The organism is Sphingomonas kyeonggiensis (assembly GCF_014204495.1).
Taxonomy (GTDB): Bacteria; Pseudomonadota; Alphaproteobacteria; order Sphingomonadales; family Sphingomonadaceae; genus Sphingomonas; species Sphingomonas kyeonggiensis_A.
Genome location: NZ_JACHLN010000005.1, coordinates 144,554 through 162,696, shown reverse-complemented (window position 1 = coordinate 162,696; position 18,143 = coordinate 144,554). Strand labels below are relative to the sequence as shown.

The window sequence follows — 18,143 nt, the reverse complement described above, 5'->3', positions numbered from 1 at the left end:
GGTCAGGTGGAGGCATCTCCCGCCCCGAAACGCCGCGCTTGACACTGGCCCCGTGGCGGAAGACTGCATTGCGCTGAATCAAACCAACAGAAGGGCTTTTCCCTTGCCCAGCGGCCCGCTCAGCATCCGTCCCGTCTCTTCCAAGCGCGACACCAAGCAGTTCATCGAGATCGCCTACCGCCTCAACGGCAACGACCCGCACTGGGTGCCGCCGCTGCGCGACGAAGTGGCGGCGACGATCAGCCCGAAGAAGAATGGCTGGTTCAGCCATGCCGAAGCGCAGTATTTCCTCGCCGAGCGCGACGGGGAGACGGTGGGCCGCATCTCGGCGCACATCGATTTCCTTGCGCTGGAAATGCCGCCGGAACAGGGCTTTGGCCCAGGCACCGGCTTCTGGGGCCTGTTCGAGGCGGAAGACCAGAACGCCGCCAAGGCGCTGATCAACGCCGCCGAGGACTGGCTGCGCGGCAAGGGCATGACCAAGGCGCTCGGCCCGGTCAGCCTGTCGATCTGGGAGGAGCCCGGCCTGCTGGTGAAGGGGCATGACCACTCCCCCACCGTGCTAATGGGCCATCATCCGGCGCACTATCAGGCCTGGATCGAAGCGGCGGGCTACAAGGAAGCCAAGAAGCTGCTCACCTATGAGCTCGACGTCACCCAGCAATTCCCGCCGCTCGTCCAGCGCATCGTCGCGGCCGGCGAGAAGAACGAGCGCATCAACGTGCGCATGGTCGACAAGTCGAAGTTCGATCAGGAAGCCGAGATCATCCTCGCCATCCTCAACGACGCATGGTCGGACAATTGGGGCTTCGTGCCGCTGACGCCGCCCGAAATCGCCGATGTCGGCAAGAAGCTGAAGCCGCTGGTGTTCAACGACCTGATCCGCATCGCCGAATATGACGGCGAGCCGGTGGCGTTCATGGTCACCCTGCCCGATCTCAACGAGCCGCTGAAGCCGCTCAAGGGTTCGCTGCTCCCGTTCGGCTGGGCCAAGCTGCTGCTGTGGCTACAGCGCCCCAAGGCGCGCACCGCGCGCGTGCCGCTGATGGGCGTGGTCAAGCGGCTGCAGAGCTCGCGCATGGCGAGCCAGCTGGCCTTCATGATGATCGAATATATCCGCCGCGCGGCGGTGGAGACCTATGGCGCGAGCCGCGGCGAGATCGGCTGGATCCTGGACGACAACCAGGGGATGAATGCGATCGCCAGCGCGATCGATTCCCGCATCAACCGCGAGTACGTCATCTACCAGAAGCCGCTCTGACGGCGCCGGTCCTGCACGGCCACGACCGGCCTGTTCCCGGTTGCAATGGGAACAGGCCGGTGCCGGCCTGGGGACCGGAAGAGCGCTACCCGCGGCGGCGAACGCTTACAAAGCCGCCGCGGGCGCCCTCCCTGGGCTTCAGCGCGCCTGCTTCTTCAGCTCGAGCGGGTCGACACCCTGGTCGAGCCAGTCGGCCCGGGTGCGGCATTCCTGCTTCTGGATGCGCGTTCCGGTCGCAGCTTCAAGATAGATGCAGTATTTGCGGCTGTCGGCCTTCGCCGCAGCAACCTCCTGCTTTGACTTGACCGGATCATTCACGGCAGCGGCGGCGGGGGAGACGGCACCGGCGACGAGAGTTGCACCAGCCAGCAGGGCAGCTGCGGCGGAGAAAATGGACTTGCGGGTCATGATGGGGATTCCTTGGGATCGGGGGGCACGAGCGGGCGAACGGTTCGATGCGAGGGGGCGTCGCGGACCGTTCGCCGCACGGGGACGGCGGGGGCCGCTCAGTCCTTCTTGAGGGGGTCCTTGCCGGTCAGCGCGATCCAGTCGGCGCGGGTGTGGCACTCGCGCTTCGGGAACATCGTGCCGGTCGACGGGCCCTGGACGCAGTACTTCTTCTGCATCGCCTTGTCGGACTGATCGTCGGACTTCTTCGGGGCTTCCTTGGCCGGATCATTGCTGCGCGCCATGGCGGGCGAAACCGCGCCGGCGACCAGGGTAACGGTGGCCGCGAAGGCCAGGCAGGCGGACTGGATGGGCTTGCTGATCATATCCTCAACTCCTCTACTTGCAGACATGACAGGCGCTCCTTCCCGCCTGTGCCCCATGCTTCGCAATCGGCGTGCCAGTTTTGAGAGTTACGGAAATTCAATGACTTAGCCTATTATGACTAAGTGATGACGTGCTATAGCACGGTAATACACGCCAAATATTGGGATTTTCGCGGACCCGCCGTCCGGAAACGGACAATGGCACCGTCCGAAAGCGGACGCGGCGGACATGCCGGCGTCGTCCGGTGCCGCTTGCAATGTAGGATTTCGTCTGTTTGGCTCATGCGGCCAGGCGCGGTGCCGGCCGCTCTTTGACGCTGTTGGACGAATAGGATCCCACGCACGCAACAAGGTTGCGGAGCGCGTCGCAATCCAAGCTATCCGGCCGGCCTGGAGCCGGCCGGAAACGCTTCTTGGCCTGTACTTTGTGTACTTCCGCGAGTCGGAGCCGCGCGCGTGTTGGAACTAGCGGAGCGAGACCCAGGTCGGCGCGTGGTCGCTGGCCTTTTCGCGGCCGCGATACTCCTTGTCGACACCGGCGCCCAGGAAGCGATCGGCGGCGATCGGGCTGAGCAGCAGGTGATCGATGCGGAAGCCCGCGTCACGCTGCCAGGCGCCCGCCTGATAGTCCCAGAAGGTCCAGATGCCGCCGCTCGGATACCGGGTACGCAGCGAATCGGTCCAGCCCTGGGCGAGCAGCGCGCGATAGCGCTCGCGGCTCTCGGGCTGCATCAGCGCATCCTCCTGCATGGCGCGCACCGAGAAGGTGTCGTCGTCATTGGGGATGACGTTATAGTCGCCCGCCAGCACCACCGGCCGCTCCTCGGCGAGCAGCACGCGGGCACGATCGGCCAGCCGTTCCATCCACTTGAGCTTGTAGTCGAACTTCGGGCCCGGCTGCGGATTGCCGTTGGGCAGGTAGATCGACGCGACGACCAACTCGCCGATCTCGACTTCGATATAGCGGCTATGGACGTCCTCGGGATCGCCCTCGAGCCCGCGCTGGCGCTCGACCGGCTGCTGCCCCTTGGCCAGCACCGCGACGCCGTTGAAACCTTTCTGGCCATGCCAGACCGCGCCGTAGCCGAGGGATTCGAAATCCCCCACCGGGAGCGTTTCGTCCGAGCTCTTCAGCTCCTGCAGACAGACCACATCGGGCTGCTGTTCGCGCAGATACTCGGTCAGGCGCTCCAGCCGCGCCTTGATGCCGTTGACATTGTAGGTGACGATCTTGGGCAAGGGTCTCTTCCGCCTCAGACCGAGAAGCTGGTGCCGCAGCCGCAACCGGACGCGGCATTGGGATTGATCACGGTGAAATGCGCGCCGCCGAGATTGTCGACGAAATCGACGCTCGAGCCGCGCACCAGATCGAGGCTGATCGAATCGACGACCAGCTTCACCCCGTCGAGCTCCGCCACGCTGTCATCGCCTTCCACCGCATCGGCGAAGCCGAACTTGTACTGGAAGCCCGAACAGCCGCCCCCCTCGACCGAAAGGCGCAGGATCGCCGGCTTGCCCTGCTTCGTCGCGATCGCCGCGACACGGGCCGCGGCGGACGGGGTCAGGCCGATCTCGGGCTGGGTAAGCGTTGCCATGGCGCCGAGATAGGGTAGCGAGGCCCGCGAAGCAATGCATGCGGGCGGCAACCGGAAGGTCACCGCCCTGCCTGGCCTAGAGCACCCAGCCGCCGTCGATGGTGAGGCTCTCGCCGGTCATGTAGCCCGCATCGGGGCCGGCCAGCCAGACGATCAGCCCGCCGATCTCGGCCGGACGGCCCACCCGCCGCATCGGGCTCTTCTCCGCCAGCATCTCGATCGCGCCGGCATTCATGTCGGTATCGATCGGCCCTGGCTGGACATTGTTGACGCTGATCCCGCGCGGCGCGAGGTCGAGCGCGATCCCCTTCACCATCGCCGCGACCGCCGCCTTGGTGAACTGGTAGACGCTCGAGCCGGGATGGCCGGTGCGCACCGCTGTGTTGCTGCCGATCGTGACGATCCGTCCGCCGTCAGGCAGATGCGGGATCGCCGCCTGGATCGCGAGGTAGACGCCGCGGATGTTGATCGCGATCATCTGGTCGAGCTCTTCCAGGCTGACCGTATCGACCGAACCGAGCCGCAGGATGCCGGCATTGACCACAACGGTATCGAGACCGCCGAAATGCGCGACCGCCTGTTCCACCGCCGCGCGGATCGCGGCGGGATCGGCGCTGTCGGCCTGGATCGCCAGTGCCGCGCCCCCGGCCACCGCAACCTTGCTGACCAGCGCCTCGGCCGCATCGGGCCGCGAGACATAGGTGAAGGCGACGGCATGGCCCTCCCGCGCCAGCCGCTCGACCGCGGCGGCGCCGATCCCGCGCGAGCCGCCGAAAACCAGCGCGACCTTGCGCGCGTCACCTGCTTGAACGTTCATCTGGACTTCCTTTCTTGATAGATCAGTCAATAACTAGGCAAATGAAGATATTCCCCGGCGATACGCCGCAGCCTCAGCCCTTGCGCAGGCGATCGACGGCGAAGCGGGCCATGGCGGCGAGATCCTCCGCCCCGGCACCACCGCGCGCGGCAAGCTGGAGCCCGGTCATGGTCATCTGGATGAAGGCCGCGGCCTGGACGGGATCGAGGCCGGGATCGATCTCCCCTGCCCCCTGCCCCTCGCGGATACGATCGGCGATGCGTGTGCCCAGCAAGGTGCCCGCCTTGCCGCGCTGCTCGACCAGCGCCGGATCGCCGGTGCCGAACTCGCTCACCGAGCCGACGCCCATGCAGCCGAGCGCACGCTCGGCGTCGTCCTGGGGCGTGAGGCCGTGCAGCAATTCGTACAGCCCTTCGATCGGCGATGCCCGGGAATCCAGCCGCCTCAGGTGCCCGCTGATGGTGCCCCGCTGATAGGCGGCCAGCGCCTCGCGATAGAGATCCTGCTTGCCGCCAAAGGCGTTGTACAGGCTCTGCCGGCCGATCCCCATCGCCTGGATCAGGTCGTCGGTGGAGGTGGCGGCAAAGCCCTTGGCCCAGAAGACGCGCATCGCCTTTTCCAGCGCCGCATCCCGATCGAATTCGCGTGGTCGTGCCATGAATCGCAATTAGGTATTGTGGAACGATTAGTCAATAATCCCGCGCGATCGGATCCGCTATGGCGCGAAGGCCCCTCCGCGCATTGTCGGCATCCCTCGCCCAAGCTAGCCTTTCACCGGGGCGACCGATCCGCAGTCGGCCGCAAAAGGGGGAGTGTTGATGACCGAGGCAGCCGAGCGGATCATAGACAAGTTGCTGGCCCGCTATCGCCGGGACGCCGTGCTGCTCCATCGCCCCTATCCGCCGCACAGCGCGCCGCGGACCAACAGCAAGTTCGGCGGCCTGCCTCGCCTTCCCGAGCATCATGAATGGCCACGCATGCCGTCGGGCGTGCCCCTCCATTTCCTTGCCCAGATCGATTGCGCGGACATCGGCCATCCGTCGCCGCTTCCGGAACGCGGCGTGCTGTTCTTCTTCGGACGAAGCGATGACGAGCAGGTCTGGGATGCGGATCGGCCGCAGGAAGCCTGCCGGGTGCTCTATGTCCAGGATGCCTTCGCGCTGACGCCGCTACGGGCTGCTCCGGACGATCTTCCGCCCATCGGCGGCCTCTATCCGCCGCCCTTCGCACGGCCCTTTCTTCACCGCGACGAACCCGGCCCCAATCTCTATGTCGAATGGCCGATCCAGCCGCTCCGGTTCGATAGCTGGCCGGACGGAAGCGCTGTCCACGAAGCGATCTCGCCTCCCTTCGACTGGGGACAGCTCAACCCGGCGCGACTGTTCGGGAAGCCGCGCTTTCCGGCGTGGGTGGAACGTGCCGGCGAAATCGAGGAGATCGTCGAGGCATATGACGAGATGCTGGAGCGCAGGCGGGACGCCGAATATTACCGCGCGACGCAGGAGCCCCGCCCCGAGGAGGAATGGAACGGGCATTCGACCGCGGTCGCGCTGCAGCTCTACGGCGACGACGCTGCACCCGATGCCTTTCCGCAGCTCTGGTCACATGTCGATTTCTTCTGCCGCGCGCTGACCGTGCAGATCGCGGCGGGCCGGGCCGGTTTCGACGACCCCGCCGCCACGACGTCGGCCGCGCAGGACTGGATCGCGCGGGCTGGCGGCGAGCCGGCGGGCGATCCGGTGGCCGGCGCGGACCGTGCCGATTTCCGTGCCTGGATCGCGTCGCTGCCCAAGCGTCCGAGCCTTCCGTTCAATGGCATCGTATCGAACGCCATCACCGAGGCGAGCGCCGCCGTCGTCCGCGCCTTTGCCGGCAATCCGGAACGGGCGTCGCTGATCTCCCATTCGAGCTACGACATCATGGCGCCGCTGTTCTGCGGAGGATCGGTGTTTGGCGTCCAGTTCTCGCAGATGCTCGGCCATGCGCCTTCCGCCCAGGAAGCGCTATCCGTGAACGATCCGACCGTCTGCCTGTTGAGTCTGTCCACGGACGGCGGGCTCGGCTGGATGTTCGGCGATGTCGGCGAATGCACCTTCTGGATTTCGCCCCAGGACCTGGCGAGGCGCGATTTCAGCCGCGTCTGGGGGACGATAGAGGGACACTGAGACGCCCTGCCCGCCTCAGAACGACAGCCGCACGCGCCCCATCACCCGGTCTCCGCTGTTGCCGAGATCGGCAAAGGGCGAACTGGTCGCCCCACGATCGATGTTGGTGCCGACATAGTCGACGCCCAGCGTGAAGGGGAACTTGTTGAACTCCAGCCCCAGCCGCCAGTCGGTATAGGTGCCGAGCGGACGCAGGCGGGCGGACCGGAGCGGATCGTCGGTGCTTCCCGTGGAGCGGCCGACCGAGGCGGACGCCGAGAGCGGTGTCCTCGGGACGCCGGCATTGGCGGAGGCGAAGACGTAGAGACTGTCGCCGCCGATCGCGCGCTGGTCCGGCGCATAGACCGCGCCGGCGCCGAGCTGGAGCGGCCCCAGTGTGTAGCTGGCACGGCCGCCAAGCTCGACATAGTCCATCCGCTCGCGCGCACCGGTGAAGACATGGGCGGTCACATGGCCGCGCAGCCGGAACGGGCCGGCGTCGGTTGCCGCACCCAGTTCGAGGTCCGCCACCGCATCGGCGCCGGCATGCCGGGCCGAATCGCGGGTGCTGACGATGCGGGCGGAGGCCTCCAGCGCGCCGAGAGCGACCAGTGCATCCGCCGATGCCGCCACCCGCCCTTCGCTCCAGCTGAGGCCGCGACGGCTCTCGTCGGTCGCGAGCTCGACGCCGCCGGACAGGTCCTGGGCATGCGCCGCACCGCCGGCCAGGGCCGGGAGCAGCGCCGCCAACGATATGAACTTGATACGCTTCACCATCATCCTCTTCAGCGGCCCGCGCCCCTCGGCTCGATCGCCGCCTTCAGCACGTCCCGGTCCTCGCCGGCGACCGCCAGCAGATGCGTGCGGATCTCCTCGGCGCGGCGGGCGACTTCGCGGTCCACCGCGGTGTCGCTGGCGCCGCACCAGCCGGGACGGCTGCCTGCGAGGATCGCCTTGCGATCGATGCTGCGGCTCAAGCGCCGCGCCTCGCCGAAACGCGCCTCTCGATCGATGCGCAGATGCGCCCGCCAGCTGCAACGCAGTGTCGACGGAACGCCCGCCTTGGCGACCGAACCGAGCTGGCGCCGAACCAGCACGACGCGCGCGCGGTAGTGCGTATCGACGCTTTCGCCGGCGTGATCGAAGCGGGCGCGATGCTCGAGGGTGGAATGGACCGGTTCCGGGGCTGCAAGCGCCAGCCCGAGCGCGAGAACGATGCTCATGGGTTCATCTCCTGCGGCGCACCGGCTCTTGGCGGCCGGCGTCTGTCAGGCGGATGGAGAAGGCTTGGGGCGCGCGCAACCGGCGGGGGTGGCGAGGAAACACTTCCTCACAATGCCCGGGTCAGACGGGCCTGGATACGCGTGCCACTAGCCCGGCCGTTCCCCGGCGAAGGCCGGGGCCCAGTTGCAATGCCGTTCGAGAGGTTTGACCGTCCTAACAGCCTGCGCCGAAACTGGGCCCCGGCCTTCGCCGGGGAACTGAAGACCAGGATTTCGAACCGGGACGACCGGGACCCAAAAAGAAAAGGGGGCCGCCTTCGCGGGCAGCCCCTCTTCCTCTCCTGAAATCAGGCTTACTTGTTCTTCGCGGGGCCGCCAACGCCGCCCTGGACGCGGTCCTGCACCGAGGCGAGATACTCGCCGGTCTGCAGGAACGGGATCGGGTTCACGGCCTTGCCGTCGACCCGCACCTCATAATGGAGGTGGCTGCCGGTCGAGCGGCCGGTCGAGCCCATCAGGCCGATCAGCTGGCCGCGCTTCACGCGGGTGTTGTCGGCGACGAGAATCTTCGAGAGGTGGCCATAGCGCGTCTCGATGCCGCGGCCATGGTTGATCTGGACGAGGTTGCCATAACCGCCCTGGCGGCCGGCATGGCTGATGACACCGTCGGCGGTCGCGTAGATCGGGGTGCCGATCGCGCCGGGGATGTCGACGCCGGCGTGCATCGCCGCGGTGCCGCGGAACGGATCCGAGCGGACGCCATAGTTCGACGTGAAGGTGAGCTTGTCGACCGGCTGCATCGACGGGACCGAGATCACCGTCTGCTCGAGCACGTCGAGCTTCTTCCAGGTGACGAACAGCGCGCGGAACTGGGCGTCGGCGGCTTCGGCCGCAGCGTCGCTGCCATTGGCGCCGTCATTGTCGATCGGCTCGTACGGGCCGCCCATCGCGGGGACCTTGACGTAGCGCTCGGGCGAGAGGCCGAGGCGGCGGAGCTCACCGGCGGTGCGCTGGTAGCGGGCTTCGCCGGCGGCGCGGGCCTTGCCGGCCATCGCGACCTGGCGCGCCTCGACCTGCTTGAGCGGGGCGAGGACTTCGCTGGCGACGGCGCTGGTGCGGGCCGAAGCATTGGGGAGCGGCTGCTCGATCACGGCACGATCGCCCTTGCCGGTGAGCGTGGCGCTGATCAGGGCCTGGTGCTGCTCGACGCGCGCGGCCTGGAGGCGGGCGGCCTCCTTGGCGGCGGCGACATCGGCCTGCATCTTCTCGACCTGATCGCGCATCTGGGCGACCTGCGCCTCGGGCGACGAGGGCGTGCCGGTCACGCCGCTGATCGCGATCGCGCCGACTGCGGCCTGAGCCACGCCATAGGCGGAGAACAGCACGGTGACGGTGCCCACGCCGGCGAGCAGCGCCTGGGTGCGCCCGGCGATGCTGAAGCGCTTCAGATCGCGGCCGTCATGGAAAATAAAATCGCGGGTAGTGAAGAAAGCACGGAACCGCTGAGCAGCAGTAGCGGTTTTGGTGTTCGACGCCTTGGCCATGATTCCCCGGCAAGTTCATGGAAGTCAGCACCGAAAAGCGACCCGGCGACCGTACTTCATTTATCCACTGTCGCAGCAAGCAGCCCCTCCGCCTTCTGGACGGATGGCTTTTGGCCAGATGGATCAGGTCGTCGCAAGAGGTTGGTAATATTCCCGGGACAAACCGGCTGAGTCGCGCGCCGAGTCGTTGAACGGAGGCTTAATTGCTCCGCGAAAGTGACGTGCAACCAGCGCATGCCATGTTGCATGCGGGACACGGCCCAATTCGCGACAACGCGATTCGAACCAGGTGGTTCCCGCCCGGACATGGCGAATTTCATCGTTCACGATCCGTGTGAGGATGCGGGTGGTAACTGCATCATCCGCCGCGGAAAATCGCTCGATCGTGGCCGGCGTGACGTCGAGCCCGCGCGCTTCCAGCACCATCGGCACGACGGCGAGGCGCGCAAGCGAATCATGCGCGGTCTCCGCCGCGGCGTCCCACAGCCCGTCATGCGCGGGCAGTGCGCCGTAGAAGCTGCCGAGTGATTTGAGCCGGCGATCGAGCAAGGCGAAGTGCATCGCTTCGTCGGCGCCTACCCCCATCCAATCATCGGTGAAGCCGCGTGGATATTCGCCGCCGAAGCGGCCGACGGCGTCGAACGCCAGGTCGATCGCGGAGAACTCGATATGGGCGAGCGCGTGGATCAGCGCGATGCGGCCGCGTTCGGAGCCGCCCTTGCCGCGCTTGGGCATGCGGTTGGGCGGGAGCAGCTCGGGCCGGTCCGGGCGCGCCGGGCGATCGGGCATCGCCACGTCGAAGGCGAAGGCGAGCCGGCCAAGCCGCCAATCGCGCGCGGCGGCGCGAGCGGCCTTGACCTTGTCGGCCGGTGCCGCCGCGGTGAGCACCGCACGGCAGGCTTCGGCAACGCTGCGGGCCATGTCAGGTACGGTCCGAACCGGGCGCGCAGCCCGCGGGCATTTCCGGTGCGGGAACGTCGCCGAACTGCACCGGCATCGGGAACCAGCGGTTGCGCCCCTCCCCGTCGCCGGCCGGCCATCTGAGCCCGCGCAACCAGTCGAGCACCGCCTTGTCGCGCACCGCGTCGCCCTTCGAATCGAGCAGGAAGGCGTCCACCCTGCCCTCGCGGTCGATCTTCACGCAGACCAGCGCAGCCGTGTTGAGCAGCGCGCGCGGCACCGCCGGCAGGTCCTGCGCCTGGGCCGGAGCCGCGAGCGACGATGCCGCTGCCAGGGCGAGCAGCCACCGCATCAGCGGGCCTGCATTTCCTTGATCGATTCAAGCACATCCACCGCATGGCCCGGCACGCGGACGCGGCGCCAGGCGCGGAACAGCTTGCCTTCCTCGTCGAACAGGAAGGTCGAGCGATCGATGCCCATGTAGCGCTTGCCGTAGAGCTGCTTCTCCACCCACACGCCGAACGATTCCATCGCCGCGCCCGAAGTGTCGGTGGCGAGCGGCACGGTGAGGTCGTACTTGTTGATGAACTTCTGGTGCTTGATCGGCGGATCCTTCGATACGCCCAGCACCTCGGCGCCGAGCGCGGTGAATTCGGGGATCAGCGCCGAGAAGTCCTGCGCCTCGCGCGTGCAGCCCGAGGTATCGTCCTTGGGATAGAAATAGAGGACGAAGGGCTTTCCGATCTTGTCCGCCAGCGCGATCGCTTCGCCTTCGGTGCCGTCGAGACTGACCGCGGGGATCTTGTCGCCTTCTTCCAGTGCCATGTGAATCTCCTCAGGCCGCGCCGCTGACAGCGGCCCAGCAATGGCGGACCTCCTGCCGGGTCTGCTCCAGCTGCGCAACCACCTCGTCCCAGCTCTCGAGGCGGAGCGCGCGGGCGATCAGCGCCTGGGTGGGCGCGCGCGGCTCCTGCGCATCGGGGGCGACGAGGCGCATCGTCACCAGCAACCGGGTGAGGAAATCATGCGCGGCCCGCATCGAAGGCGGCAGCAGCCCCTGCCCCGCCAGTTCGTCGATCGCCGGGCCCAGGCGCGGCTCGAAGCCGGCGCGATGGACGAGCTGGGTGACATGGACCGCGAACTCGAGGTCGACCAGCCCGCCGGGCAGCAGCTTGGCGTCCAGCGGCCCCTGGGGCGGCTTGTGGCCGGCCATGTCGGCCCGCATCTTCGCGGCTTCGGCGGGAATGTCGCGCGCCGGCCGGGCACCTCCGAGCACTTCGTCGATGATCGCCTGGACCTTGGCACGGGCTTGCGGCGAGCCGTAGACCGGCCGGGCGCGGGTGAGCGCCATATGCTCCCAGGTCCAGGCATCCTCGCGCTGGTATTTCTCGAAGCCTTCGAGCGAGACGACCAGCGGCCCCTGCGCCCCCGAGGGACGCAGGCGGGTATCGACTTCGTAGAGCGGGCCGGCGGGGGTCGGTACCGAGAGCGCGGCGGTTACGCGCTGGCCGAGCCGGTTGTAGTACATCACCGCGCCAAGCGGCTTGGCGCCGTCGCTCTCGGCCGCATAATCGCCGGTGAAGAGATAGACGAGGTCGAGGTCCGAGGCATGGGTGAGCGCCTGCCCGCCCATCCGACCAAGCGCGAGGATCACCAGCTCGCTTTCCGGCACCGCGCCGTGATTGCGCGCGAATTCCTCGACCGTGGCGGCAGCCAGCGTCCCGATCGCCGCTTCCGCGACACGGGCATAGCCGGCCGAGACTTCGAGCGGATCGCTGGCCCCCGCGACGATCTGCGCACCAAGGGCAAAGCGCTTCTCGTTGACGAAGCGGCGGACGAATTCGAGCTGGTACTGATAGTCCGATCCCGGCTCCCAGCCGCGCATGCCGGCGGCGAGCGTCTCGATGTCCGGCACGGGCTCGAGCGCGGTTGCGTCGATCAGGCCGTCGAGCAGCTCCGCGCGGCGGCCGAGTTGCTCGGCCAGCGTCGGCGCCAGCGAAAGGATCTGGCCGAGCAGCTGGGCCATGCCGGGCTGGGCCTCGAGCAGGCGGAAGAAGTTGATCGCGCTGGGCAGGCGCGAGAGCATCGCGTCGAAGCGGGTGATCGCATGGACGGTGTCCGGCGCGCGCGAAAAGGCCTGGATCAGGCCGGGCAGCACCGATTCCAGCGCCTCGCGCGCGGCGGGGGTACGCAGCGCCGGATAGGTGCCGGCACGCCAGCCCTGGACGATGCGCGTGGCGCCGTCGGGGCGCTCGAAGCCGGCAGCAGCCAGCTGCGCCTCGAGCGGCGCGGCTTCGCTGGGCAGGCGCTGCTCCTCTTCGCCCGCCAGGCTGTCATAGATCGTGCCGACGCGAGTGACATAGGGCTTGAGCAGCGCCGTCAGCGCGCCACCATCTTCCAGGCCGTGGAGCCGGGCGACATTGTCGAGCGAGGCCAGGCTCTCGGGCAGCTCGTGGGTCTGGCGATCGTCGACCATCTGCAGGCGATGCTCGATCGTGCGCAGCTGGACATAGGCGGCGGTGAGGTCATGCGCCTCGTCGGCGCTGATCCGCCCGGCCTCGGCCAGCGCGGCGAGCGCGTCGCGGGTGGCGGGGGCACGCAGTGCCGGCTCGCGGCCGCCATGGATGAGCTGGTGGATCTGGGCGAAGAACTCGACTTCGCGGATGCCGCCCCTGCCCCGCTTGAGGTCATAGCCCGGGCCGAACGCCTGGGCCTGCGAATAATGATCGCGGATACGGCGGCTGATGTCGCGGATCTCGCGGATCGTGCCGAAATCGAGCGCGCGGCGCCAGACGAACGGGCGGATCGCATCGAGGAAATAGCCGCCCAGGCCGAGATCGCCGGCACAGGCCCGCGCGCGGATGAACGCGGCGCGCTCCCAGGGCAGCGCCTGGCTCTCATAATAGGAGATCGCCGCTTCGACCGGCAGCACGATCGGAGTGACTTCGGGCGACGGACGCAGGCGCAGGTCGACGCGCAGCACATAGCCATGCTCGTCGCGGGTCTGGAGCAGTTCGACTACCCGCCGCCCGATCCGCACCGCGGCTTCCTGCACGTCCTCGCGCGGGCGGCAGGGCAAGGTCTCGGGGTCGAAGATCAGGATCGGATCGATATCCGACGAATAGTTGAGCTCGCGGCTACCTTGCTTGCCCAGCGCGATCGCCGCGAACCCGCGCGGTTCGGCGTCCGGCGTGCGTTCGAGGATGGCCGCGCGGATCGCACGGTCCAGCGCATCATCGGCGAAATCGCTGAGCAAATGGGTGACACGGGTGAGGTCGAACCGGCCGGAGAGATCGCCCAGCGCGACGATAAGGGCCAGCCGGCGACGCTCGATGCGCAGCCGCGCGCCCTCGCCCAGTTCATCGGCGATGGCGGCAGCGGCGGCGCGGGGATCCGCGAGCGCGCGCTCGAGGCCAGCCACCAGCGCGGCCTCGCGCGTGAGCAGATGATCGAGGAACGGCGCATGTGCGCTCGCCCTCGATACGGCGTCGGCAAGATCGGGAGGAAGATGCGTGTCAGTCACGGATTCAATCACCTGCGAAACGGTGCGTTGCGGAAAGTCAAGCAACAAAATGCGCACTGAATTGTTCTAGCAACATGAACCAGACGACTTCAGCCACGGCCAGCGATGCCCGCCAGCCCGCATATCGGGTCGAGGCGCCGCGCGCCAGCGACGCGATCGGGCTTGCCTTGCGCGACGCCTATGCGCGGGACCTGGGTCTTCCCGACGACATGGCGGCGATGCTCCGCCAGCTCAGCAGGGACGACCGGCGCTAGTATCGGCGCCGCCGCCAGGCACACCCGAAAAGGCCGCGCTCCCCATGGGGAACGCGGCCTTTTCGTTTTCCCGCTCGGGAAGAGCTTATTCCGACCGCGGCTCGCGTTCGCGGCTGAGGTCCTCGACTTCGCCCATGATCGTATCGAGCGCGGTCTTGCCCTCGGCGGTGCCCGGCTCGATCCGGCGCGAGGGTAGCTGGCCCTCGCTCAGCAGGTGCTCGAGCGCGACGCGGCCGCGGGCGACGCGGCTCTTGATCGTGCCGACCGCGACCTGGCAGATCTCGGCGGCTTCCTCATAGGCGAAGCCGCCCGCGCCGACCAGGATCAGCGCCTCGCGCTGGGGCTGCGGCAGATGGAGCAGGGCCCGCTGCATGTCCGAAAGTTCGACATGGCGGTCCTGACTGGCCGGTGCCGCAAGGATTCGATCCGCCACCAGATCATCCCACTCACCCTTGAACCGCGCACGCCGCATCTGGCTCAAATAGAGGTTGCGCAGGATGATGAAGGTCCAGGCGCGCATGTTGGTCCCGGCCTGGAAGCGCTTGCGCGCGGCCCATGCCTTGAGCAGCGTCTCCTGGACCAGATCGTCCGCGAGATCGCGGCTGCCCGACAGCGAGCGGCCAAAGGCGCGCAGGTGCGGGATGACCACGGCGAGCTGCTTCTTGAACTCGGGATCGGAGAGCGAGACATGCTCCTGCGGCGCCTCGGTCCCCTTGTCCTCGGGCTGTTCGGACTGGCTCATTCGTTCCCGCTTGTTTGCGTTGGTCGCCAGGCGACCGTTTCCAGAGATAGGCTTGGTGTCCGCGATTGCCAGCATATTCGCGCCGATCTTTCCGTCAGAGAAGAAGGATGATCGCGAACGCGACGACAACCAGCACCAGGCTGAAGCCCAGTACATAGCGCGTCATGTGCGGCGTGGTGCCGGCGCGGGCTTCCTCGGTACTGAGGTGCACAGAGTCGTCGTTCTCAGCCATGCACCTAAAACCAACGAAAGCCGTTTTGGGTCCGTACCATATGGAACCCGCACCGGATTTTTCGCGGGACAGGTCAGGCCGGAACGGTCGCCTGGTCGAAGAACAGCGCCTGGCTGATCGTCGTCTTCACGGTTTCCCGCTGGAACGGCTTGGTGATCAGGAAGGTCGGCTCCGGACGTTCGCCGGTGAGCAGCCGCTCGGGGAACGCAGTGATGAAGATCACCGGCACCGAGAATTCGGCGAGGATGTCCTTCACCGCATCGATGCCCGAGCTGTCATCGGCCAGCTGGATGTCGGCGAGCACCAGGCCCGGACGATCCTCCATCGCCAGCGCGACGGCTTCGTCGCGCGTGACCGCGACACCGGTGACGTCATGGCCAAGGTCACGGACGATCTGCTCGAGATCCATCGCGATCAGCGGCTCGTCCTCGATGATCATCACGCGGGTGCGCGTCTGGCGCTCGATCTCGGCCACGGCTTCCGCAACGAGTTTCTGCACCTGTCCTGCATCCTCTTCGATCAGATAGCCGGCGTCCTCGATGCTGAAGCCCTCAACGGTGGTGAGCAGCAGCGCCTGGCGCGACAAGGGAGTGAGACGGGCGAGCCGCTTGCGGGCGATCGCTTCATTCTCATTGGTGGTATCCTCGATCACATCCTCTTCCTCGAGGTGCGTCGACTGCCAGATCGCCTGGAAGGTGCGATACAGGCCGAGCCGCGGATCGACTTCGCGGGGGAACTGGTCCGGCGCGGCGACGATCGCCTCAAGCGCCGCGCGCACATAGCGATCGCCTTCAACCTGGCTGCCGGTGAGCGCGCGCGCATAACGGCGAAGCAGCGGAAGGTGCGGCGCGAGTTGCTGTCCAAGCGACATGGTCGAACTATTCTCCTACGGTGCGGAACGGCTTGTTTCGGCTCCGTTCCGAGCTATTGCAATGTCAATTCGTGCCACCCGAAGGAGCCCCTCCCCGGATATTGCATCGCCTGTGGAACAAACGACGGGGGAATTGGTTTCATGGCAGATGCTGCGTAGTGTCGTTGCAGGCCCACCGTGTCGATGCGACCGGTGGCATTCGTTCAGGTCCGGACGTTGCATCCGGAACAGGTCGCTTTTAGTCCGAGCCGTGACATGCGTCACGGCGCAGGGGGGAATTGGTGCATTCCGCGGATGAGAAGATGAAAAAGCCGCCCAAAAATGATGGCGGAAAGGAAACCGGTCGCCCCGGTCGCAATGTCGGCGTGGCGCTGCGGCAGGCCTATGACGAGGCCTTGGGCGAAGCCGTGCCCGACGACCTGCTCGACCTTCTGAAGAAGCTCGACTAGTCCGCACGCATGGAGATTTCGGACGAAGAACCGCGCGCCAGGCTCCGCCCGGCCGCGGCGCTGGGGGCTATGCCGACCGGCGCCAAGGTGTTCCTCTACCTGATCCTCAGCCTGTTGCCGCTCGCGCTGATCGCGCTGTTCACGACCCTGCAGAGCACCCGTAGCGCCGATACCGACACCCGCGCCCGGCTGCGCATCGCCGCCAGCGAAGGCTCGGACGTGCTGCGCGACCTGCTGGTCAACCATGTCGGCCAGCTCTCCAATGCGCTGGAGACGCTGGAGGCGGACCCGCACGACGCCCCCGCCTGCACCCGCCTGGCCGGCACCTTCGCCACCACTTCCGGCGCGCGATTCGCGATCCGGGACGGCGAGGACCGCGTGATCTGCGGCCAGAATTTCGTTTCCGCCGCGCAGAACCAGCTCCAGCCGCGCCAGGTTCGCACCGGACTGACCGAGGACGGGCTGACGCTGCGCATCGGCGGCCGGCGCGGCGGCAGCGCCATTGCCTATTATCCGGCCGCGGCGCTCGCCTCGATCGCCCAGCCGAGCGGCTTCGTCCCCGAATATGGCGCCGCGCTGCTCCGGCATGGCGACCGGCTGGTGCTGCGCAAGCTCGAAGGCGCCGGACCGCTCGACCGGCGCGAGACCGTGGCCAACGACCTGGGGCTGGACGGCGTCGAGCTCCAGATGTCGATGCTCGGCACCCCGATCACCTCGCCGATGATCATCAATACGGTGGTGCTGGTGCTGATGTGGCTGGCGGCCGCCGCGATCAGCTGGCTGGTGGTCGACATCCTGCTGATCCGCCCGCTGCGACGCCTGCGCGCCAGCGTGGGCACCTATCAGCCGGGCGAAGTGCTCGACATCAAGCGCTTCGGCGAGATGCCCGCCGCCGAGATCCGCGAGCTGGGCGACACGTTCCGCGAGATCAGCCGCACGGTGAAGGAGCATGAGGCGGGCCTGGCCGAGGGCCTGGTGCGCCAGACCAAGCTCACCCGCGAAGTCCATCACCGCGTGAAGAACAACCTCCAGGTGATCGCCAGCCTGATCAACTTCCACGCCCGCAGCGCCAAGAGCGACGAAGCGACCGAGGCCTATGCCTCGATCCAGCGCCGGGTCGATGCGCTCGCCGTGGTCCACCGCCACCATTATGCCGAGCTCGAGGAAAATCGCGGGCTCGACGTACGATCGGTGATCGGCGAGCTGGCGGCGAACATCCGCGCGACCGCGCCGGAACGGGCCCAGGGCCTGGGCGTGACGCTCGACATCTCCCCGGTGCTGGTCAACCAGGACGTGGCGATCGCGGTCGCCTTCCTGCTCACCGAGATCGTCGAGCTGGCGATGAACTGCCATCCCGCCGCGCAGATCCGCATCTCGATCAAGCCGATCCCCGATGACGAGCACCGGGCGCTGCTCCGGGTTTCGTCCCCGGCCCTGGTCGAGAGCCCGGCGCTCGAGACGCTCGTGGAGAGCCGCTATGGCCGGATCATCGGCGGCCTGGCCCGCCAGCTGCGCACCAAGCTGCACCATGATCCGCTGACCGGCGCCTATGAGGCGGCGATCGCGATCACCGGGAAGCCGTAGGGGCTCAGCAAGCATCGGCATTCCCACAAATCCTCCCCCGGAGGGGGAGGGGGACCGCCAGCGAAGCTGGTGGTGGAGGGGTAGCGCGCCACAAGCGACATAGCCCGTGGAGATTACCCCTCCACCAGCTTCGCTGGTCCCCCTCCCCCTCCGGGGGAGGATTTGGGATGATATCCAACGAGCGTCGCATGTGGAGGCGGCCTAGAGAAGCCGCTCCGGTTCCCCGGCGAA

General features: G+C 67.4%; 20 protein-coding genes. 5 read left to right on the top strand and 15 right to left on the bottom strand.

Features of this window, described 5'->3' with window-relative positions; all coding sequences use genetic code 11:
• Positions 1-103 precede the first annotated feature (103 nt).
• Positions 104-1,261 carry a GNAT family N-acetyltransferase gene (locus HNP52_RS22470; protein WP_184171160.1) on the top strand — a complete coding sequence of 386 codons (1,158 nt, stop codon included), beginning with the start codon at positions 104-106 and terminating at the stop codon, positions 1,259-1,261.
• A 138-nt stretch (positions 1,262-1,399) separates the two neighbouring features.
• Here HNP52_RS22470 and HNP52_RS22465 read toward each other — a convergent pair whose 3' ends face one another.
• From HNP52_RS22465 to HNP52_RS22440, 6 genes are all read right to left on the bottom strand, one after another.
• Positions 1,400-1,669 carry a hypothetical protein gene (locus HNP52_RS22465; RefSeq protein WP_184171157.1) on the bottom strand — a complete coding sequence of 90 codons (270 nt, stop codon included), beginning with the start codon at positions 1,667-1,669 and terminating at the stop codon, positions 1,400-1,402.
• Positions 1,670-1,767: 98 nt separating this feature from the next.
• Positions 1,768-2,034 (bottom strand): hypothetical protein, encoded by a 267-nt coding sequence (locus HNP52_RS22460; RefSeq protein WP_184171154.1) that lies wholly within the window; start codon positions 2,032-2,034, stop codon positions 1,768-1,770.
• A gap of 465 nt (positions 2,035-2,499) precedes the next feature.
• On the bottom strand, positions 2,500-3,273 hold the full coding sequence (gene xth / locus HNP52_RS22455; RefSeq protein WP_184171151.1) for an exodeoxyribonuclease III: 774 nt from the start codon (positions 3,271-3,273) through the stop codon (positions 2,500-2,502).
• 14 nt (positions 3,274-3,287) lie between these two features.
• Positions 3,288-3,629, bottom strand: coding sequence for an iron-sulfur cluster insertion protein ErpA (erpA, locus tag HNP52_RS22450; protein ID WP_184171147.1), 342 nt, complete (start codon positions 3,627-3,629; stop codon positions 3,288-3,290).
• A 76-nt stretch (positions 3,630-3,705) separates the two neighbouring features.
• Positions 3,706-4,446 (bottom strand): SDR family NAD(P)-dependent oxidoreductase, encoded by a 741-nt coding sequence (locus tag HNP52_RS22445; protein ID WP_184171144.1) that lies wholly within the window; start codon positions 4,444-4,446, stop codon positions 3,706-3,708.
• A 73-nt stretch (positions 4,447-4,519) separates the two neighbouring features.
• On the bottom strand, positions 4,520-5,104 hold the full coding sequence (locus tag HNP52_RS22440) for a TetR/AcrR family transcriptional regulator (RefSeq protein ID WP_184171141.1): 585 nt from the start codon (positions 5,102-5,104) through the stop codon (positions 4,520-4,522).
• Positions 5,105-5,264: 160 nt separating this feature from the next.
• Here HNP52_RS22440 and HNP52_RS22435 point away from each other — a divergent pair, with 160 nt between their 5' ends.
• Positions 5,265-6,611, top strand: a complete 1,347-nt coding sequence (locus HNP52_RS22435) for a DUF1963 domain-containing protein (protein WP_184171138.1) — start codon at positions 5,265-5,267, stop codon at positions 6,609-6,611.
• Between the two features lie 15 nt (positions 6,612-6,626).
• Here the strand turns inward: HNP52_RS22435 and HNP52_RS22430 are convergent, their stop codons facing one another.
• The 7 genes from HNP52_RS22430 to HNP52_RS22400 form a co-directional block, all read right to left on the bottom strand.
• The gene (locus HNP52_RS22430) at positions 6,627-7,367 is read right to left on the bottom strand and encodes a TorF family putative porin (protein WP_184171135.1); all 741 of its coding nucleotides are present in this window, start codon (positions 7,365-7,367) and stop codon (positions 6,627-6,629) included.
• An 8-nt stretch (positions 7,368-7,375) separates the two neighbouring features.
• Positions 7,376-7,813: a hypothetical protein gene (locus HNP52_RS22425; RefSeq protein WP_184171132.1), complete on the bottom strand. Its 438-nt coding sequence runs from the start codon at positions 7,811-7,813 to the stop codon at positions 7,376-7,378.
• 353 nt (positions 7,814-8,166) lie between these two features.
• The gene (locus tag HNP52_RS22420; RefSeq protein WP_184171130.1) at positions 8,167-9,357 is read right to left on the bottom strand and encodes a M23 family metallopeptidase; all 1,191 of its coding nucleotides are present in this window, start codon (positions 9,355-9,357) and stop codon (positions 8,167-8,169) included.
• Between the two features lie 123 nt (positions 9,358-9,480).
• On the bottom strand, positions 9,481-10,278 hold the full coding sequence (locus HNP52_RS22415) for a ferritin-like domain-containing protein (RefSeq protein WP_184171127.1): 798 nt from the start codon (positions 10,276-10,278) through the stop codon (positions 9,481-9,483).
• Position 10,279: 1 nt separating this feature from the next.
• Positions 10,280-10,609, bottom strand: coding sequence for a hypothetical protein (locus HNP52_RS22410; RefSeq protein ID WP_184171124.1), 330 nt, complete (start codon positions 10,607-10,609; stop codon positions 10,280-10,282).
• Positions 10,609-11,082 (bottom strand): peroxiredoxin, encoded by a 474-nt coding sequence (locus HNP52_RS22405; RefSeq protein ID WP_184171121.1) that lies wholly within the window; start codon positions 11,080-11,082, stop codon positions 10,609-10,611. The genes HNP52_RS22410 and HNP52_RS22405 overlap by 1 nt, the downstream gene beginning before the upstream one ends.
• 10 nt (positions 11,083-11,092) lie before the next feature.
• The gene (locus tag HNP52_RS22400) at positions 11,093-13,780 is read right to left on the bottom strand and encodes a bifunctional [glutamine synthetase] adenylyltransferase/[glutamine synthetase]-adenylyl-L-tyrosine phosphorylase (protein ID WP_184171118.1); all 2,688 of its coding nucleotides are present in this window, start codon (positions 13,778-13,780) and stop codon (positions 11,093-11,095) included.
• A 74-nt stretch (positions 13,781-13,854) separates the two neighbouring features.
• Between HNP52_RS22400 and HNP52_RS22395 the strand changes: the two genes are divergently transcribed.
• Positions 13,855-14,034, top strand: coding sequence for a hypothetical protein (locus HNP52_RS22395; RefSeq protein ID WP_184171115.1), 180 nt, complete (start codon positions 13,855-13,857; stop codon positions 14,032-14,034).
• A gap of 85 nt (positions 14,035-14,119) precedes the next feature.
• Here the strand turns inward: HNP52_RS22395 and HNP52_RS22390 are convergent, their stop codons facing one another.
• Positions 14,120-14,776 carry a sigma-70 family RNA polymerase sigma factor gene (locus HNP52_RS22390; protein WP_184171112.1) on the bottom strand — a complete coding sequence of 219 codons (657 nt, stop codon included), beginning with the start codon at positions 14,774-14,776 and terminating at the stop codon, positions 14,120-14,122.
• 305 nt (positions 14,777-15,081) lie between these two features.
• Positions 15,082-15,879: a response regulator gene (locus tag HNP52_RS22385; RefSeq protein WP_184171109.1), complete on the bottom strand. Its 798-nt coding sequence runs from the start codon at positions 15,877-15,879 to the stop codon at positions 15,082-15,084.
• Positions 15,880-16,181: 302 nt separating this feature from the next.
• Here HNP52_RS22385 and HNP52_RS22380 point away from each other — a divergent pair, with 302 nt between their 5' ends.
• The gene (locus HNP52_RS22380) at positions 16,182-16,328 is read left to right on the top strand and encodes a NepR family anti-sigma factor (protein WP_184171107.1); all 147 of its coding nucleotides are present in this window, start codon (positions 16,182-16,184) and stop codon (positions 16,326-16,328) included.
• Between the two features lie 9 nt (positions 16,329-16,337).
• Positions 16,338-17,912 carry a sensor histidine kinase gene (locus HNP52_RS22375; protein WP_260396330.1) on the top strand — a complete coding sequence of 525 codons (1,575 nt, stop codon included), beginning with the start codon at positions 16,338-16,340 and terminating at the stop codon, positions 17,910-17,912.
• Positions 17,913-18,143 lie beyond the last annotated feature (231 nt).

What these genes read in the sequence shown, in the direction of transcription:
- HNP52_RS22405 (WP_184171121.1), bottom strand. Translation starts at nt 11,082, where the DNA reads ATGGCACTGGAAGAAGGCGACAAGATCCCCGCGGTCAGTCTCGACGGC.
- HNP52_RS22415 (WP_184171127.1), bottom strand. Translation starts at nt 10,278, where the DNA reads ATGGCCCGCAGCGTTGCCGAAGCCTGCCGTGCGGTGCTCACCGCGGCG.
- HNP52_RS22380 (WP_184171107.1), top strand. Translation starts at nt 16,182, where the DNA reads ATGAAAAAGCCGCCCAAAAATGATGGCGGAAAGGAAACCGGTCGCCCC.
- HNP52_RS22385 (WP_184171109.1), bottom strand. Translation starts at nt 15,879, where the DNA reads ATGTCGCTTGGACAGCAACTCGCGCCGCACCTTCCGCTGCTTCGCCGT.
- HNP52_RS22375 (WP_260396330.1), top strand. Translation starts at nt 16,338, where the DNA reads ATGGAGATTTCGGACGAAGAACCGCGCGCCAGGCTCCGCCCGGCCGCG.
- erpA (WP_184171147.1), bottom strand. Translation starts at nt 3,629, where the DNA reads ATGGCAACGCTTACCCAGCCCGAGATCGGCCTGACCCCGTCCGCCGCG.
- HNP52_RS22395 (WP_184171115.1), top strand. Translation starts at nt 13,855, where the DNA reads ATGAACCAGACGACTTCAGCCACGGCCAGCGATGCCCGCCAGCCCGCA.
- HNP52_RS22390 (WP_184171112.1), bottom strand. Translation starts at nt 14,776, where the DNA reads ATGAGCCAGTCCGAACAGCCCGAGGACAAGGGGACCGAGGCGCCGCAG.
- HNP52_RS22465 (WP_184171157.1), bottom strand. Translation starts at nt 1,669, where the DNA reads ATGACCCGCAAGTCCATTTTCTCCGCCGCAGCTGCCCTGCTGGCTGGT.
- HNP52_RS22460 (WP_184171154.1), bottom strand. Translation starts at nt 2,034, where the DNA reads ATGATCAGCAAGCCCATCCAGTCCGCCTGCCTGGCCTTCGCGGCCACC.
- HNP52_RS22435 (WP_184171138.1), top strand. Translation starts at nt 5,265, where the DNA reads ATGACCGAGGCAGCCGAGCGGATCATAGACAAGTTGCTGGCCCGCTAT.
- HNP52_RS22445 (WP_184171144.1), bottom strand. Translation starts at nt 4,446, where the DNA reads ATGAACGTTCAAGCAGGTGACGCGCGCAAGGTCGCGCTGGTTTTCGGC.
- HNP52_RS22425 (WP_184171132.1), bottom strand. Translation starts at nt 7,813, where the DNA reads ATGAGCATCGTTCTCGCGCTCGGGCTGGCGCTTGCAGCCCCGGAACCG.
- HNP52_RS22410 (WP_184171124.1), bottom strand. Translation starts at nt 10,609, where the DNA reads ATGCGGTGGCTGCTCGCCCTGGCAGCGGCATCGTCGCTCGCGGCTCCG.
- HNP52_RS22430 (WP_184171135.1), bottom strand. Translation starts at nt 7,367, where the DNA reads ATGGTGAAGCGTATCAAGTTCATATCGTTGGCGGCGCTGCTCCCGGCC.
- HNP52_RS22440 (WP_184171141.1), bottom strand. Translation starts at nt 5,104, where the DNA reads ATGGCACGACCACGCGAATTCGATCGGGATGCGGCGCTGGAAAAGGCG.
- HNP52_RS22420 (WP_184171130.1), bottom strand. Translation starts at nt 9,357, where the DNA reads ATGGCCAAGGCGTCGAACACCAAAACCGCTACTGCTGCTCAGCGGTTC.